Source organism: Actinoplanes sp. NPDC049802 (assembly GCF_040656595.1).
Classification (GTDB): Bacteria; Actinomycetota; Actinomycetes; order Mycobacteriales; family Micromonosporaceae; genus Actinoplanes.
In genome coordinates this window covers 1-13,714 of sequence record NZ_JBFAMR010000126.1, presented here as the reverse complement: position 1 = coordinate 13,714, position 13,714 = coordinate 1, and the positions used below count along the sequence as shown (strand labels likewise).

Here is a 13,714-nt window from a genome sequence, read left to right as displayed (position 1 = left end):
TACCGGTCGAGCGGCTGATCTGTGACGAGCTGCGCGAGCACCACACCTGGGACGCCTACAACGCGGCCATGTACGCGATGAACGCTCAACCCCACGGCCAGGCCGTGATGATCTCCAACCAGGGTGACGCGCGGGCGGTCGTGCTGCGGTCGCTGCGCAAGGACGCGCTGCGCTACATCGAGACCGGCGAGGGTGACTGGCGGCTCGGCCTGTTCGAGTATTCGGCGCCGGCCGGGACCGACCCGATGGACCCGGCCGGGTGGGCCGCGGCCAACCCGCAGCTGGGCCGCGGCCGGATGGACTACGACACGATCCGGTCCAGCGCCATCAAGGCGGTCGCGAAGGACGCCGACCCTGAACAGCGGACCGGCTTCCTGACCGAGGTGCTGTGCATGGACGTCCCGAACCTTGACCCCGCGATCAACCCGGCCGCCTGGGCGGCATGCCTCGACGTCGGCGACCTCTCCGGCGCCCGGTCGAGACTCGCTGCGTGCGTCGACCTGTCCCCTGACGGCCAGCACGCAACACTCGCCGTGGCGGCCGTGCTCGCCGATGGCCGGGTGCGTGTGGAGGCGGCCAAGGCATGGGAGGGCCCGGGCGCCGCGGCTGCGCTGGAACGGGAGCTACCGGAGTGGGTGGCCCGGGTCCGGCCGCAGGTCCTCGGGTGGCTGCCGGCGGGCCCGGCCGCCGCGGTGGCGGCCACGCTCGCCGACCGGCGTAAGGCCGGCCGTCGCGGGTGGCCACCTCCCGGGGTGACGGTGACCGAGATCCGGGCCGAGACGCCGGCGGTCTGCATGGGCCTCGCCGAGCTGGTCACCGCGAACGGAGTAGCACAGTCCGGGCAGACGCTGCTGGATCACCAGGTGGGGCATGCCGGGAAGCGGACGCGCGGCGACGGGGCGTGGGTGTTCGACCGGTCCACGACCGACTCTGAGGCTCAACACGTCGACGCCGTGTATGCGATCTCGGGTGCCGCGCACCTGGCGCGGACGCTGCCGACCGCCATCGGGACGCCCCGGATCTTGCTACCGCGGAACGCCTGAACGGCCCCTCTGGTCCCTATTTCCTAGGGACCATGAAGGTTTAACTTTCAACCTTTCTCGACGTACGATCGTGATCATGGGCATCGGTGATCGTCTGCGGGCCGTCTTCGGCATGCGCACGCAGACGTTCGACGAGCCGCGCGCGGCCCGGTTCTCGGCCCCGTACGAGCCGGTGAACGTCCTCGTCGAGGGTCTGTTGCGGGGCATGGGCCGGGTGGGCCGTGAGGACGCGCTAGGCGTGCCGGCGGTGCTGCGCGGGCGCAACATGATCTGTTCCATCGCGACGCTGCCACTGGAGGCCGTCGACGCCGACAACCGGATCCAGGATCACCGGCTGCTACGCCAGATCGATCCGGACACGACCAACGTGGCCGTGCTGTCGATGCTGGTCGAGGATCTGCTGTTCGAGGGTGTCGCGTGGCTGCGGTGGACGGCGTTCGGGTGGGACGGCTACCCGGTGAACGGTGTCCGGTACGCGCCCGGTCAGGTGTCGATGAACCCGCCGACCGGCTACGACCGGGCCCGGCTTCCGTCCGGCCTGCCGACCGAGGGCGTCGTGTGGATGGCCGGCGTTCCGGTGCCGTTCGATCAGGTGTGCCGCTTCGACTCGCCGAACCCGCCGCTGCTGGTCGCCGGGCAGAAGGCGATCCGGCGGGCGATCGCCCTCGATGCGGCGAGCGAGCTGTATGCGCGGAACCCGCGCCGGCGCGGCTACTTCGCGCCGAAGGAGGGCGCGGACCCGGCCGACGATGAGGCGATCCTCGACGCGCTCGACGCGTGGCACGATGCCGCCTCGAAGCGGGTGGACGGGTACGTGCCGTACGCCCTGGACTATCAGGCGATCCAGGACTCGACCCCGGCGGAGCTCCAGCTGGTGCAGATGCAACAGCGGGCGTCGCTGGACCTGGCGAACGCGCTGGGCGTCGACCCCGAGGACCTGGGCGTGAACACGACGTCCCGCACCTACCAGAACGCCACCGACCGGCGTCAGGACCGGATCAACGAGGTGCTGGCCCCGTACATGCGGGCCGTCTGTGACCGGCTGTCCATGCCGGACGTGACCAAGCGCGGCGTGACCGTCCGCTTCTCGCTGCGCGACTACCTCAAGGCCGACCCGAAGACCCGCGCCGAGGTTCAGGCCATCTATCACGGCATGGGCGCCACCGACGCGGCCGAGGTCCGCGAGGACGAGGGCCGGCCGCCGCGGGTGATCGAGAAGCCGCAAGCGCCGCGTCAGGTCGAGTCGAGTGTGGGAGAGCCCGTGCAGGAGATCGAAGCGGCCGGTACACCGGTCACGTTCGCCCGGGAGGGCCTGAGCTTCGGCTACGAGGTCGATGCCGCGTTCGCCGTCGACCAGCAGGCGCGGACGATCACCGGCCTGGCTGTGCCGTGGGGCAAGGTGGCCCGGTCCGGCGGCAAGCGCTACCGGTTCGCGAAGGGCTCGGTGCGCTGGTCGGCGGTCAACCGGGTCAAGCTGCTGCGCGACCACCAGACCGGCTCGGCGATCGGCAAGGCGGTCCGGCTGGAGGACACCGATCAGGGCCTGGTGGCCACCTTCCAGGTGAGCCCGGGTGCGGCCGGTGACGAGGCCCTCGCCCTGGCCGTCGACGAGGTCCTGGACGGACTGTCGATCGGCGTCGACTTCCGGGACACCGACCTGTCCCCGGACCCGCAGAACCCCGGCGCGTACCTGGTGACTCAGGCGGCGCTACGCGAGGTGTCGCTGACCGCGGTGCCCGCATTCGACGACAGCCGCTTGACGAGCGTCACCGCGGCCCGAGAGGAAGGATCCGGCATGCCGGAGGAGATCCAGACCGAGGAGACCCCGGCCGCCCCGCAGCCGGTGACGTTCTCCGCCGAGCAGTTCGACGCCCTGATGGGCCGTCTCGGCACCGGCCCGGCCGACCGGCCGACCGTCGACCCGACCCGCACGCCGCCGCCGGTCCAGGTGAACGAGGCGCTGCCGTACCGGGTGCGCACCGTCTTCAACCGGGTGCTCGGTGACAGCGAGTTCGTGTTCGCCAACGAGCAGGAGCACAACTTCGCCGCCGACCTGGCGGAGATGGCCCGGGAACGCGACGGCGAGGGCAGGTTCACCGACGCGGGCAAGCGGGTCATGGGCCTGCTGTCGGCGACGTTCGCCGACGTCGACTCGACCGACGTCTCCCACCTGAACCCGGCGATCCAGCGGCCGGACATGTACGTCGACCAGCGCGACTACCGCACCCCGCTGATGGACCTGATCGGCCGCGGCGCGCCGCCGAACGGCATCCAGCCGTTCACCTTCCCGAAGTTCTCCAGCGCGGCCGGCCTGGTCGCCGACCACACCCAGGGCACCGAACCGGCGTCCGGGTCGTTCGTGACGACCAACCAGACCGTCACGCCCACCGCGATCTCCGGCAAGGCGAGCATCACCCGCGAGGTGTGGGACATGGGCGGCAACCCGGCCGTGTCCGGGCTGATCTTCAACCAGATGGTTCGCGGCTACCGCGAGGGCCTGGAGAGCGCCGCCGCGACGTTCCTGAACACGCTCACCGCGGCGACCGACATCACGCTTACCACGGCGGGCACCGATGCGGTGGTCGTCGCCGGGATCGAGACGGCGCTCGCGGATCTCCAGTTCACCCGCGGCTACGACTTCCGGGCGTTCGTCCTCGAGGCGGTGCTGTACAAGAAGCTGGCCGGGGCGCGGGACACCAGCAACCGGCCGTACTACCCGATCCTGTCGCCGATGAACGCCAACGGCACGGCGGCGAGCAGGTTCCGCACCCTCGACATTGCGGGCGTGACCGGCATCCCCTCGTGGGCGCTGGCCAGCACGGCCGGTGCGGCGAACAACTCGTGGCTGTTCGACCCGTCCACGGTGTTCGCGTGGCACACCGCTCCGCAGCGGCTGGAGTTCCCCGGGTCCGGGCAGACGGCCGGCTCGTACTCGCCGGTCGCGTACGTCGACCTCGCGATCTGGGGCTACAAGGCGTTCGCGAACACCGACATCGGCGGCGTGCGCCAGGTCATCTGGGACTCCGTCACCTGATCCGCGCCGAGCCTGAGAGGAGGTGACCGTCATGGGCGTGCGGGCGCTCAGCTCGACCAGCGTCGACCTGCCGATCTCCGGTGTGTGGGCGCTGGTCGTGGCGGTCACCGACTCGGACGGCTGCCCGGCCGACGTGGTCCCCACAATTGTGGTGACCCTGCCGGGCGGGTCGACCACGTCGCCGGTGGCCGAGGAGATCAGCACGGGCGTCTACCGGGCCGAGTACGTGGTGGGCACGGCCGGGCGGTACGTGGCCCGGGTGACCACCGCGGCGCACGGGGCCGTCGACTTCGCCGCGCACGTCACCGCGACGGTGGCGGGGACGGCGATGCCCGACCTCGACGAGGTCAAGACGTACCTGCGGATCCCGCTGGCCGACGTCGATCAGGACGACGAGATCACCGCGGCGCTCGCCGCGGAGTCGTCCGCCCAGCGTGACGTGTGCCGGGTGCCGGCCGCCTATCCGGCGAGTCTGCGTGAGGCGCTGCTACGCCGGTGCGCCCGGAATTTGGCGTTGCGTGGCCTGCCGCTGGCGGTGCTGCGCGGCGACGCGGAGGGCGGGGACACGATCCTGCCCGGCCGCGACCCGGAGGTGCGCCGCCTCGAAGGACCCTGGCGGAAGCTGAGGATGGGATGAGCCTGCAAGACGACCGCGCCGAGCTGGCCGCCGCGCTGTCCACCGTCGAGGGTGTGACCGGGCATCCGTACCGGCCGCGGGTGCTGACCCCGGGAGCGGGATGGCCGTTGCTGGGCAGGCTGGAGCGCGGCCCGGCGTACGACTGCGAGGCCACGTGGCGGGTGGTCGTGATCCTGCCGTCCGATGAGATCCGCGCGTCCGAAGCGTTCGACGCGTGGCATGAGCCGATCAGCGACGCGCTGACCGACGTGGCGCATGTGGACCGGATCGAGCCGGGCCTGGTCGCCACGGACGCGGGCGACCTCGAAGCGATGATGATCACTGTAAGGAGAGAGGCGTAATGGCTTACGCACGCGCGATGGTGCTCCGGAACCCGGTCGTGACGATCGAGTCCGTAACCTACACCGCTCAGGTGTCCAAGGCGCGTCTCGTGCCGGACACGCCGATCCAGACCATGAGGACGTTCGGTGGCGTCGACCAGGACCGCGACACCACCGCGTGGACGCTGGAGCTGTCCGGCCACCAGGACCGCGGCACCGGCGGTCTGGCCGACGCCCTCGACGACGCGGCGGCGGCCGGCGGAACTCTGACCGTGGAGATCCAGGCCAAAGCGGGCGCCGGGCAGGACAAGGCGGTCTGCGAGATCGTGCCGGTGCCGGTGGAGTTCGGTGGTGAGGTCGGCAATTTCAAGCAGTTCGAGGCCACGTTCGCCGTCCTCGACCAGCCCGTGTTCAGCCAGTCCGTCTAGGAGCGCCCGGTGTTCAAATTCAACGTCACCCCCGACGACGGCCCGGCGTACGAGGTCGTCGCGACCACCCGCGACGTCGCGAAGTGGGAGCGCACGACCAAGGGCGCGAGCCTGGCCGGCCTGCAAAGCGACATGAAGGCCGTCGACCTGTACCGGATCGCCTACCACGCCAGCGTGCGACAGGGCCTCTACGCGGGCACCCTCGCCGACTTCGAGGACAGCACCGACCTCGACGTGCTCGACCTGGAGGACCCGGACCCTACCCGGTCGGCAGCGTAGTCCGGCGTGATGTCGCGCTCGCGCTGTCGACGGGTTGGCCGTACCCGGTGATCGCCGACCTGGACGACCGGGTCAAGGCAACGTGCTGGGAGCTGCTGGAGGACATGCAGGACGAGCAGGAGAGGAGAGGGCGGGGTGGCTAAGACCGGGCTGACCGTGCAGGTGCGCATCGACGGTCTCCGCGAGACGATCGCCGCCCTCAACGCCCTGCCGAAGGACGCGTCGGATGAGATTCGGGCGGCGGCGGCCGAGCTGGCGGGCAAGCTGGCGACGGCGGCCGCGGCGGCCGGCCGTGCTGAGGGCCGTCAGGCGGCGCTCGTGGCGACCACCGTGCGACCGGCCCGCGACCGGGTGCCGGTGATCACCGCCGGCGGTGCCCGCAAGCTGGGCCGCAACCGTAAGCCCGCGTTCAAGCTGCTGTTCGGCTCGGAGTTCGGGTCGAACTACTACCGCCAGTTCGGCAAGGTGCATCTCAGTGGCGGCTCGTACTGGTTCTTCGAGACGGTGGAGGCTGAGCAGGCGGAGATCTCCGCTGAGTGGCTCGCCGCCGCTGACGAGATCATCGCGAAGTTCGGGGGCGCGTGATGGCGGCCGGGCTGCGCACGATCAAGATCCGGTTCACCGGTGAGGCCAAGGACCTCGACCGGGCCGCGAAGTCCGCGACCAAGGCCGTGGAGAAGGTGAGCAGCACGGTCACCTCCGCGGCCGCGGGCGTCGCCGGGAAGGTCCAGCAGGCCATCGGCGCGCTGCCGCCCCAGGGCATGGCGATCGCCGCGGTGCTGACGGCCGGGATGGCGCCGGTGATCGGTGCCGCGATCAGCGCGGCGATCCTGGGCGCGGTGGGCGGCGGTGTGCTGGCGCTGGGGATCAAGTCGGCCGCCGACAACCCCAAGGTGGCGGCGGCGTTCGCCGGGCTGAAGAAGAAGGCCAGCAAGACGTTCGAGGACTTCGGCAAGCCGTTCGAGGGTCCGCTGATCCGGGCGGCGGAGACGTTCGGCAAGACCCTCGACAAGCTGAAGCCGCACATCGACCGGCTCGGCGAGCTGATGGCCCCGGTGATCGACAAGCTCGCCCCGAAGCTGGGCGAGTTCTTCGAGAAGGTGATGCCGGGCATCGAGAAGGCCACCGAGGCCTCACTGCCGATGTTCGACAAGCTCGCCGAGCATCTGCCGAAGATCGGCGACGCGATCGGCGATTTCTTCACGTCGATCAGCGAGAACGGCGACGATGCCGCGACGTTCTTCGGTGACCTGCTCACCGCCATCGAGTGGATCATCCGCGCATTCGGGTGGCTGATCTCCAAACTCACCGAGTGGTACGGCGCGCACAGGCGGGCGTTGGTGCAGGCCAAGGACAAGTTCGTCGCGTTCAAGAACGGCGCGATCGAGGCGGGCCGGAACGTCGTCGAGTGGTTCAAGGGCTTGCCTGAACGGATCAAGAACGGCATCGGCAGCGTCAAGGACAAGCTCGTGGGCATCTTCCGTTCCGCGTTCAACGCCGTCGTGAGGCTGTGGAACGGCACGATCGGCAATCTGTCGTGGACGGTGCCCGGGTGGGTGCCGGGGATCGGTGGCAACAGCATCAGTGCGCCGCGGCTGTCCGAGCGGGCGTCCGGCGGCCCGGTGTCGGCCGGCCGGTCCTACCTGATCGGTGAGCGCGGCCCGGAGGTGCTGACCATGGGCGGCGGCGGTGGCTTCATCACCCCGAACCGCGAGATCGGCGGCGGGGACGTCTACGAGGTCCACGTGCACCTGGCCGATGAGGTGACCAAGGTGCTCCGGCTGGAACGGCGCGACCTCAAGCGCCGCGCCGGAGCACGGGGAGCGTACGCGTGAGCCTCACAGCCACTTTCGACCCGATCCTGAGCCGGGTACGCATCTCCGCGCTGGTGCCCGCAGGGAGCACGCAGTCGGTGAACGTGCAGCGGTCGCCGAACGGCATTCAGTGGACCACCATTCGCGGCGGCACCCGCATCCCCGCCGTCCCCGGCGACACGGTGACCCTGGACGATTACGAATTCGTTCCCGGCGCCGTGAACCGGTACCGCCTACAGCGGTACGGCGCGGGCGTCAACCCGATCGGCACCGACCCTTCCGGCCAGATCACCCCGGCTCAGTCCGCGGTGTGGCTCAAGAGCATCACCCGGCCGTGGCTCAACCGCGGCGTGGCCGTCGTCTCGCACGGCGACATCACCCGGCCTGCCCGTAACGGCGTCTTCCCGATCATCGGCAGGTCCTTCCCGATCGCGGTCACCGATGTCCGGCTCGCCCGCGAGTGGGACATGGTGATCAAGGCCGACAGTGTGAGCGACGCTGACGCACTAGATCTGGTGTTCGCGTCCGGTGACCCCCTCTACATCCAGGTGCCCGCGACCGGCACGCTGTCGACGATCCCGGGCGGCTACGTCGTGGTGGGGGACGTCAAGCGGTCGCGGTACGGGTCGACGTCGGCGCGGCGCTGGTTCGATCTGCCGCTGACCGAAGTGGCGGCACCCGGGCCCGATGTCGTCGGCTCGACCGTGACGTGGGAGAGCCTGCTGGCCGAGTTCGGGACCTGGTCGGCGATCCTGGCCGAGTTCGGGTCGTGGGCTGAGGTGGCCGAGTACGTGTCCGACCCGCAGACGGTGATCGTCCCGTGAGGCCCGTCAGTGATGCGTTCCTACGGACGTTGCGCGGCAGTCACACCGCCGCGGTGCAGGCGTTCGTAGTCGACGCCGGGCAGACCGGCACCGCCCCGGCCGGGACCGAGATTCCCGTGATCGGCGGGGACGTGCAGCTCGACGCGTCCGCCGACGTCCGCGCGACCCTCGCCCTGGACGTGGTCGGCAGCTTCCCGACCGGATCCGGTGACCTGCTTGCCCCGTACGGCAACGAGATCTTCGTGCGGCGCGGGATCGCGTTCGGCGGCGGCCGGATCGAGTGGGTGTCGCTCGGCTACTTCCGCATCACCAGCGTGGAGCAGGACGATGCGTCCGGCGGCCCGATCCGGATCGCCGGGCAGGATCGCATGGGCGGACTCGTCAAGGCCCGGCTGATCGCGCCGGTCCAGTTCGCCGCCACCGACACGTACGGCGACGTCGTCACCGAGCTGGTCACCGACGTGTACCCGGGCGCGGTGATCGAGTGGGACGACACCACCGACACCGACCCGCTCGCCCGGGCCGTGATCGCCGAAGAGGACCGGCACGCGTTCCTCGCCGAGCTCGTCGCCGGGCGCGGCAAGATCTGGTTCTGGGATCACCGCGGGCATCTGGTCATCACCGACCCGCCGGACCCGTCCGACCCGGTGTGGGCCGTCGACTCCGGTGAGGGCGGCGTGCTGATCGACCTGGGCCGGGAGATCTCCGACGAGGGCGTCTACAACGCGGTGGTCGTCACCGGTGAGGCCGTCGACACGACCGCCCCGCCGTCCGCGATCGCCTACGACAACGACCCGAACTCGCCTACCTACTGGGGAGGCCCGTTCGGCAAGGTGCCCCGGTTCTACACGTCGTCGTTCATCGTGACCGCCGGGCAGGCACAGACCACCGCGAACGCCATGCTCCGCCAGACGCTCGGCCTGCCGTACAACGTCGACTTTCAGGCGATCGTCAATCCGGCGCTGGAGCCGTGGGACCCGGTGAGCGTGCGCCTGGCCGGCCGGACCGAGACGCACGTCATCGAGCGGCTGACCGTGCCGCTGTCCCCGGCCGCCGCGATGACCGGGCAGACCCGCGAACAGACCCTCGTCGTGATCGGAGAAGCGGATGCGTAGTGACGACCTGGTGCCGCTGCTGACCGCCCCGGCCGCCGGGCCGGGCGCCGGCTTCCGGCAAGGCGTGATCGTCACGTGGGACCAGGAGACGGCCGAGAGCACCGTGCTGGTGGGCCGGTCCCTGATGACGAACCTGCCGATCCTGAACACCAGCGAGGCCGCCATCCTCGCCGCCGGGGACGTCGTCGGCATCCTCACCGCGGGCGCCACGTGGGGGATTCTCGGCAGGTTCACGATCCCCGGCACACCGGAGGCCGTGTCCGCCCTGTCGTCGCTGCGGACCGCCAGTGCATCAGTGTCCACGTCCGAGACCACCAGCAGCGTCAGCTTCACCGACCTGGCCACCGCCGGACCCGAGGTCCAGATCGCGGTGGGCGCGTCCGGCCGGGTGCTGGTGACGCTCAGCGCGGCCATGGAGTATCAGGCCGACCGCGGATTCGGCGTCAACAGTGCCGGGGCGCAGATGAGCTTCACCATGGCCGGGGCCAACACGCTCTCGGCGGGCATCGCACGGGCGCTGCGTAGCCGGATCGGGTACGCCACGGCGCAGACGCCCACCTTCGACACCGACCTGCGGGGCGTCCTGGACGCGTCGAAGACCGTCCTGCTGTCCGGCTTGACCCCCGGCGCCACCACGTTCACGGCGCGATACGCGATCGACGGATTCACGGCCCTCGCGACGTTCGCCAACCGCTCTCTGACCGTCCAGGCCATCTAAGGAGGGCCCGTCATGGCCGCCACCACCGCCCGCTACGCCTTCCCCTACCAGGAGGCCACCGACCCGCCCAACGGCGCGACCCTGGGGCAGAACCTCGCGACCGCGGTCGAGGCCTCGCTCGGCACCGTCGAGGACGCGCACGACGCCCGCCTGGACGTGCTGGAGGCCCGGACCACGGGTAAGCCGATCGGCCGGGCCACACAGACGGTGGCGCAAGCACTGCCCGACGCCACGTTCACCGCGATCACGTTCACCGCCGAGGACTACGACACCCACGGGTTCCACTCCACCAGCACCAACACGTCCCGGATCACACCCACGGTGGCCGGCTACTACCGGTTCACCGGCACCGTCACGTGGGAGGGGCAGACCACCGGCGTCGGCCTGGACGCGCATTTCCGGCTCAACGGCACCACCAGCATCGCCGGCGCGGTGCGCATCCCCGGCACCACCACGATCGCCGCCCAGCAGCTCACCGTCACCGTCGCCATGAACGGCACCACCGACTACATCGAGCTGATGGGCCGTCAGGACTCCGCCGGATCCGACAACACGCAAGTCAACCCCCCGCTGACCAGCGCGGTCGAGTGGGAGTACGTCCGGCCGCTGTAACCCGAAAGGACCCTGCACGTGAAACAGCTGACCTGGCCCGCCGTGGGCCTGATCGCCGTGCTGGCCACGGTGACGGTGGCGCTGGCCACCCTGGCGCACTGGGACAGTGCCGCGATCATCGCCGTCCTGGCGATCCTCGGTGGTATCGGCGGCGGTGCCGCGGTCGCCGGCGGCGTGTCCGGCCGCGTCGACGAGCTTGCCGCCGAGACGGCCGCCCAGACTCCGATCCTGCGAACCGTCGCCGGGCGCCTGAACGGCGAGCTGGACGCGCGGATCGCGGGAATCGTGCGCGGCGTCCTCGACGAGCGGGACGTCCGCTGATGGCCGTGCTGGTGCCGTGCCTCGTGCAGCTGCGCGCCGACGTCGACGCGATTGCCCCGGGCCGCGACCGGTCGAGCGACGGCACCATCGGTGACCGTGCCCACCAGGACCGGGTGTCGGACCACAACGACGACGAGACCGGCCGGGTGCCGATCCGCGACGCGGACACCAAGCACGAGGTGCACGCCCTGGACCTCGACGTGAACCTGCGCGAGCCGGGCCTGACGATGGAGGCCGTCGTCCAGCACGTCGTCGGCCGGTGCCGGTCCGGCGCCGAACGCCGCCTCCGGTACGTGATCTACAACGAGCGCATCTGGGAGGCGTCGAACGGGTGGCGCCGGCGCTCGTACAGCGGGGACAACCCGCACACCCAGCATGCCCACTTCTCGGCCTCGTACGACTCACGGCACGAGGCATCGACCGCATCCTGGCACCTGGAGGAAATCCCCGTGGCCCTGACCGACGCCGACAAGAAGTGGCTCAGCGCGACCATCAACACCGCGGTGGCCGCCGAACTGCGCGGCTGGACCGAGGAGAACCCCGACAGCACCAAGACCCCGCGGGAGCGCGGCAGGGTCGGCGGGTGGATCCGCATGTCCGAGCAGCGCGCCCGCGTCCGGCATGAGCAGCTGCTCGCGGCGATCGAACAGGCTGTTAGGAACTAACAAGGTCGAGGGCGGCCCGCCGTGGCCCGGGTCTCGCTCACCACGACGTACCGCCCTCACTGCCCCGGCAAGGGCAGGGCCTACTAGTTTCTGGTTACGGGGGAGTGCCCGGCAGATACCAGCGGCCCGGCGTGATCTCCAGCCGCTCGGCGTCGTCCTTCGCCAGCAGTAGGCGCATGATCGACGGCGGCTCGTCCTCCGGCACGTGGCTAGAAGTAGCCACCTCGACTGATGCATCTGCATCAGTTGCCGCGTAGCCGATCTCCCACCACCTCATGAGCGGGGCCGTCCCGTCCGGCCGTGCCCGGTCGGCACCAGGTCGACGATCCGGCGCACCGCAGCCTCGTACTCGGCACGCTGAGCGTCCCGCCACCGGTGTGCGGCTGCGACTCTGCGGCGCCACATCACGTGGCGGATGACTTCGGCGAGCATGATCTGTCCTCCCCTGTCGATGTGCGGGGATTTGCGCGGCGGCGGCTGGAGGTTCTTGCGGGCGCCTGAGCACGCCGCCGCGACCGACAGATTACGTGATGTAAGTACTTGACGCCAGTAGCACATAGGACACGATGCGTAGGGTGTTGATGAAGACAAGATCATCCACTGTCTACCGTCTGCCCTATGGCAGAGACGACGCCCGCCGCCGGCGAGGGCACCGCGGGCGATGAGCCGTACCCGATGGGCCCGGAGGAGATCCGCGTACGACTGGGTGTCAGCCGCCAGTGGGCGTACACCCTGATCGGCCGGAAGGACTTCCCTGATCCGTGGCGTGAGCTGGCGATGGGTGCGGTCTGGCGGAGTACGGACGTCGAGAGGTACGCCGTCGAGCGCGCAAAGCGCCTGGCTAAGGGCGAGGGCGAGGACGAATAGAAACCGCCCCGGGCTGCTGTGCAGCGCCGGGGCGGCTGGTGTGTAATGAAGGTGCCTAGTGCTCTTGCGGGCGCCTGGTCGGGGCGGGCAGTGATCTGATGGCTAGTCGGCGCTGCCCGCCTGCGACGAAGGTGTAGTTCTGGGTGCTGGCTACGCTCTTGTGGCGTAGCGCCTCCTGGACCGTTCTCAGGTCGTTCCCCTCGTTCAGCAGCTTGGTGCCGAACCAGTGCCGGAATCTGTGCATGGTCACCTTCTGCAGCCCAACCGAGTCGAAGAAGGCTCGCTCGTTGTCGGTGAACCAGCCCACCGGCGCCGGCTTGCCGTTGGGCCGGCGACAGACCGGCCCGGGTGGCCGGTCTCGCAGCAACTCCCAGACCATCGGGTGCGTGTCGACGCTCTCCGGGTCGCCGCCCTTAGCTACGCGGATGCGGGTGGCGTCCTCGGTGACGTCCTCCCGATGCACGCCGGCCAGTTCCGAGACCCGCATCCCCTGAAATGCTGCGAGGTGAATCCCGGTGAGCCAGGGTTCCGGCGACACGTCCAGGGCGGTGGCCAACTGGTCATCGCTGACCGGGTTGGGCACCCCGGCCGGCCGTCGCTGCTTGGCCATGTCGGCGGTCGGGTTGCCGTCCAGCCACCGCCGGTCGGCCCACTTGTAGAAGGATCGGATGTGGTTGCCGTACGTCCGCCGCGTCCAGGAGCTCCAGTCGCCCGACCCGATGAAGTCCTCAAGCTCCTCAGTGGAGGCGAAGGCCAGGCCCCAGGGAAGCTCGTCGTTGAGCCGCTGCAGCAGCTTGACTCTGGCGTAGATGGTCTTGTGACTCTTCTCCGCCGCTCGGAGGTGCCTTTCGTAGGCACAGATCATTTCACTCACGGCGAACACTTGATCACTAAGAGATCCCACTCGTCAACGCTCCAGTGGCTTAGTTCGCATTCCTTTTAGAACGTCCGTACGAACGGGTGATGATGGTCCGCTAGGGCTTACGGTGTGGACAACCCGCTCCCCGACCGGGTGATACTGGGCGTACCCGTGGGTA

At 70.0% G+C, this 13,714-nt stretch carries 17 protein-coding genes and 1 pseudogene; 15 read left to right on the top strand and 3 right to left on the bottom strand.

The genetic code is table 11. The annotated features are described in order from the left end of the window. The 14 genes and pseudogenes from AB0I88_RS39585 to AB0I88_RS39520 form a co-directional block, all read left to right on the top strand. Positions 1–1,043 (top strand): annotated as a pseudogene (locus AB0I88_RS39585) (terminase); the annotation flags it as partial. A gap of 76 nt (positions 1,044–1,119) precedes the next feature. Next, a complete protein-coding gene (locus tag AB0I88_RS39580) occupies positions 1,120–4,077 on the top strand; it encodes a phage portal protein (protein WP_361037140.1) in 2,958 nt (985 codons plus the stop codon). A 31-nt stretch (positions 4,078–4,108) separates the two neighbouring features. Then, positions 4,109–4,714: a hypothetical protein gene (locus AB0I88_RS39575; protein WP_361037138.1), complete on the top strand. Its 606-nt coding sequence runs from the start codon at positions 4,109–4,111 to the stop codon at positions 4,712–4,714. Continuing rightward, positions 4,711–5,055: a hypothetical protein gene (locus AB0I88_RS39570; RefSeq protein ID WP_361037135.1), complete on the top strand. Its 345-nt coding sequence runs from the start codon at positions 4,711–4,713 to the stop codon at positions 5,053–5,055. The genes AB0I88_RS39575 and AB0I88_RS39570 overlap by 4 nt, the downstream gene beginning before the upstream one ends. Then, the gene (locus AB0I88_RS39565) at positions 5,055–5,462 is read left to right on the top strand and encodes a hypothetical protein (protein WP_361037133.1); all 408 of its coding nucleotides are present in this window, start codon (positions 5,055–5,057) and stop codon (positions 5,460–5,462) included. The genes AB0I88_RS39570 and AB0I88_RS39565 overlap by 1 nt, the downstream gene beginning before the upstream one ends. Positions 5,463–5,471: 9 nt before the next feature. Continuing rightward, entirely contained in the window at positions 5,472–5,741 is a 270-nt protein-coding gene (locus AB0I88_RS39560) for a hypothetical protein (protein ID WP_361037131.1), read from the top strand. Between the two features lie 135 nt (positions 5,742–5,876). Then, positions 5,877–6,326, top strand: coding sequence for a hypothetical protein (locus tag AB0I88_RS39555; protein ID WP_361037129.1), 450 nt, complete (start codon positions 5,877–5,879; stop codon positions 6,324–6,326). Next, positions 6,326–7,576 carry a hypothetical protein gene (locus AB0I88_RS39550; RefSeq protein WP_361037127.1) on the top strand — a complete coding sequence of 417 codons (1,251 nt, stop codon included), beginning with the start codon at positions 6,326–6,328 and terminating at the stop codon, positions 7,574–7,576. Before AB0I88_RS39555 ends, AB0I88_RS39550 begins: the two co-directional genes overlap by 1 nt. Beyond that, positions 7,573–8,379 carry a hypothetical protein gene (locus AB0I88_RS39545; protein ID WP_361037125.1) on the top strand — a complete coding sequence of 269 codons (807 nt, stop codon included), beginning with the start codon at positions 7,573–7,575 and terminating at the stop codon, positions 8,377–8,379. Before AB0I88_RS39550 ends, AB0I88_RS39545 begins: the two co-directional genes overlap by 4 nt. Further along, entirely contained in the window at positions 8,376–9,494 is a 1,119-nt protein-coding gene (locus AB0I88_RS39540; protein WP_361037123.1) for a DUF5047 domain-containing protein, read from the top strand. Before AB0I88_RS39545 ends, AB0I88_RS39540 begins: the two co-directional genes overlap by 4 nt. After that, positions 9,487–10,212, top strand: a complete 726-nt coding sequence (locus AB0I88_RS39535) for a hypothetical protein (protein WP_361037121.1) — start codon at positions 9,487–9,489, stop codon at positions 10,210–10,212. The genes AB0I88_RS39540 and AB0I88_RS39535 overlap by 8 nt, the downstream gene beginning before the upstream one ends. Positions 10,213–10,224: 12 nt before the next feature. Then, a complete protein-coding gene (locus tag AB0I88_RS39530) occupies positions 10,225–10,824 on the top strand; it encodes a hypothetical protein (RefSeq protein ID WP_361037119.1) in 600 nt (199 codons plus the stop codon). 18 nt (positions 10,825–10,842) lie between these two features. Further along, positions 10,843–11,145 carry a hypothetical protein gene (locus AB0I88_RS39525; RefSeq protein ID WP_361037117.1) on the top strand — a complete coding sequence of 101 codons (303 nt, stop codon included), beginning with the start codon at positions 10,843–10,845 and terminating at the stop codon, positions 11,143–11,145. Next, positions 11,145–11,810 (top strand): hypothetical protein, encoded by a 666-nt coding sequence (locus AB0I88_RS39520; protein ID WP_361037115.1) that lies wholly within the window; start codon positions 11,145–11,147, stop codon positions 11,808–11,810. The genes AB0I88_RS39525 and AB0I88_RS39520 overlap by 1 nt, the downstream gene beginning before the upstream one ends. 94 nt (positions 11,811–11,904) lie before the next feature. On the opposite strand, the gene AB0I88_RS39515 is transcribed toward AB0I88_RS39520, so the two are convergent. Together AB0I88_RS39515 and AB0I88_RS39510 are read right to left on the bottom strand one after the other, a co-directional pair. After that, positions 11,905–12,033 carry a hypothetical protein gene (locus AB0I88_RS39515; protein WP_361037113.1) on the bottom strand — a complete coding sequence of 43 codons (129 nt, stop codon included), beginning with the start codon at positions 12,031–12,033 and terminating at the stop codon, positions 11,905–11,907. 50 nt (positions 12,034–12,083) lie between these two features. Next, on the bottom strand, positions 12,084–12,242 hold the full coding sequence (locus AB0I88_RS39510; protein WP_361037111.1) for a hypothetical protein: 159 nt from the start codon (positions 12,240–12,242) through the stop codon (positions 12,084–12,086). A 186-nt stretch (positions 12,243–12,428) separates the two neighbouring features. Here AB0I88_RS39510 and AB0I88_RS39505 point away from each other — a divergent pair, with 186 nt between their 5' ends. Continuing rightward, positions 12,429–12,677 carry a DNA-binding protein gene (locus AB0I88_RS39505; RefSeq protein WP_361037109.1) on the top strand — a complete coding sequence of 83 codons (249 nt, stop codon included), beginning with the start codon at positions 12,429–12,431 and terminating at the stop codon, positions 12,675–12,677. A 55-nt stretch (positions 12,678–12,732) separates the two neighbouring features. On the opposite strand, the gene AB0I88_RS39500 is transcribed toward AB0I88_RS39505, so the two are convergent. Further along, entirely contained in the window at positions 12,733–13,542 is an 810-nt protein-coding gene (locus AB0I88_RS39500; protein ID WP_361037142.1) for a tyrosine-type recombinase/integrase, read from the bottom strand. Positions 13,543–13,714 lie beyond the last annotated feature (172 nt).

Excerpts from the sequence above, each read along its gene's own strand:
- AB0I88_RS39520 (WP_361037115.1), top strand. The coding sequence starts at position 11,145 with ATGGCCGTGCTGGTGCCGTGCCTCGTGCAGCTGCGCGCCGACGTCGAC.
- AB0I88_RS39530 (WP_361037119.1), top strand. The coding sequence starts at position 10,225 with ATGGCCGCCACCACCGCCCGCTACGCCTTCCCCTACCAGGAGGCCACC.
- AB0I88_RS39580 (WP_361037140.1), top strand. The coding sequence starts at position 1,120 with ATGGGCATCGGTGATCGTCTGCGGGCCGTCTTCGGCATGCGCACGCAG.
- AB0I88_RS39570 (WP_361037135.1), top strand. The coding sequence starts at position 4,711 with ATGAGCCTGCAAGACGACCGCGCCGAGCTGGCCGCCGCGCTGTCCACC.
- AB0I88_RS39550 (WP_361037127.1), top strand. The coding sequence starts at position 6,326 with ATGGCGGCCGGGCTGCGCACGATCAAGATCCGGTTCACCGGTGAGGCC.
- AB0I88_RS39510 (WP_361037111.1), bottom strand. The coding sequence starts at position 12,242 with ATGCTCGCCGAAGTCATCCGCCACGTGATGTGGCGCCGCAGAGTCGCA.
- AB0I88_RS39565 (WP_361037133.1), top strand. The coding sequence starts at position 5,055 with ATGGCTTACGCACGCGCGATGGTGCTCCGGAACCCGGTCGTGACGATC.
- AB0I88_RS39575 (WP_361037138.1), top strand. The coding sequence starts at position 4,109 with ATGGGCGTGCGGGCGCTCAGCTCGACCAGCGTCGACCTGCCGATCTCC.
- AB0I88_RS39535 (WP_361037121.1), top strand. The coding sequence starts at position 9,487 with ATGCGTAGTGACGACCTGGTGCCGCTGCTGACCGCCCCGGCCGCCGGG.
- AB0I88_RS39500 (WP_361037142.1), bottom strand. The coding sequence starts at position 13,542 with ATGATCTGTGCCTACGAAAGGCACCTCCGAGCGGCGGAGAAGAGTCAC.
- AB0I88_RS39505 (WP_361037109.1), top strand. The coding sequence starts at position 12,429 with ATGGCAGAGACGACGCCCGCCGCCGGCGAGGGCACCGCGGGCGATGAG.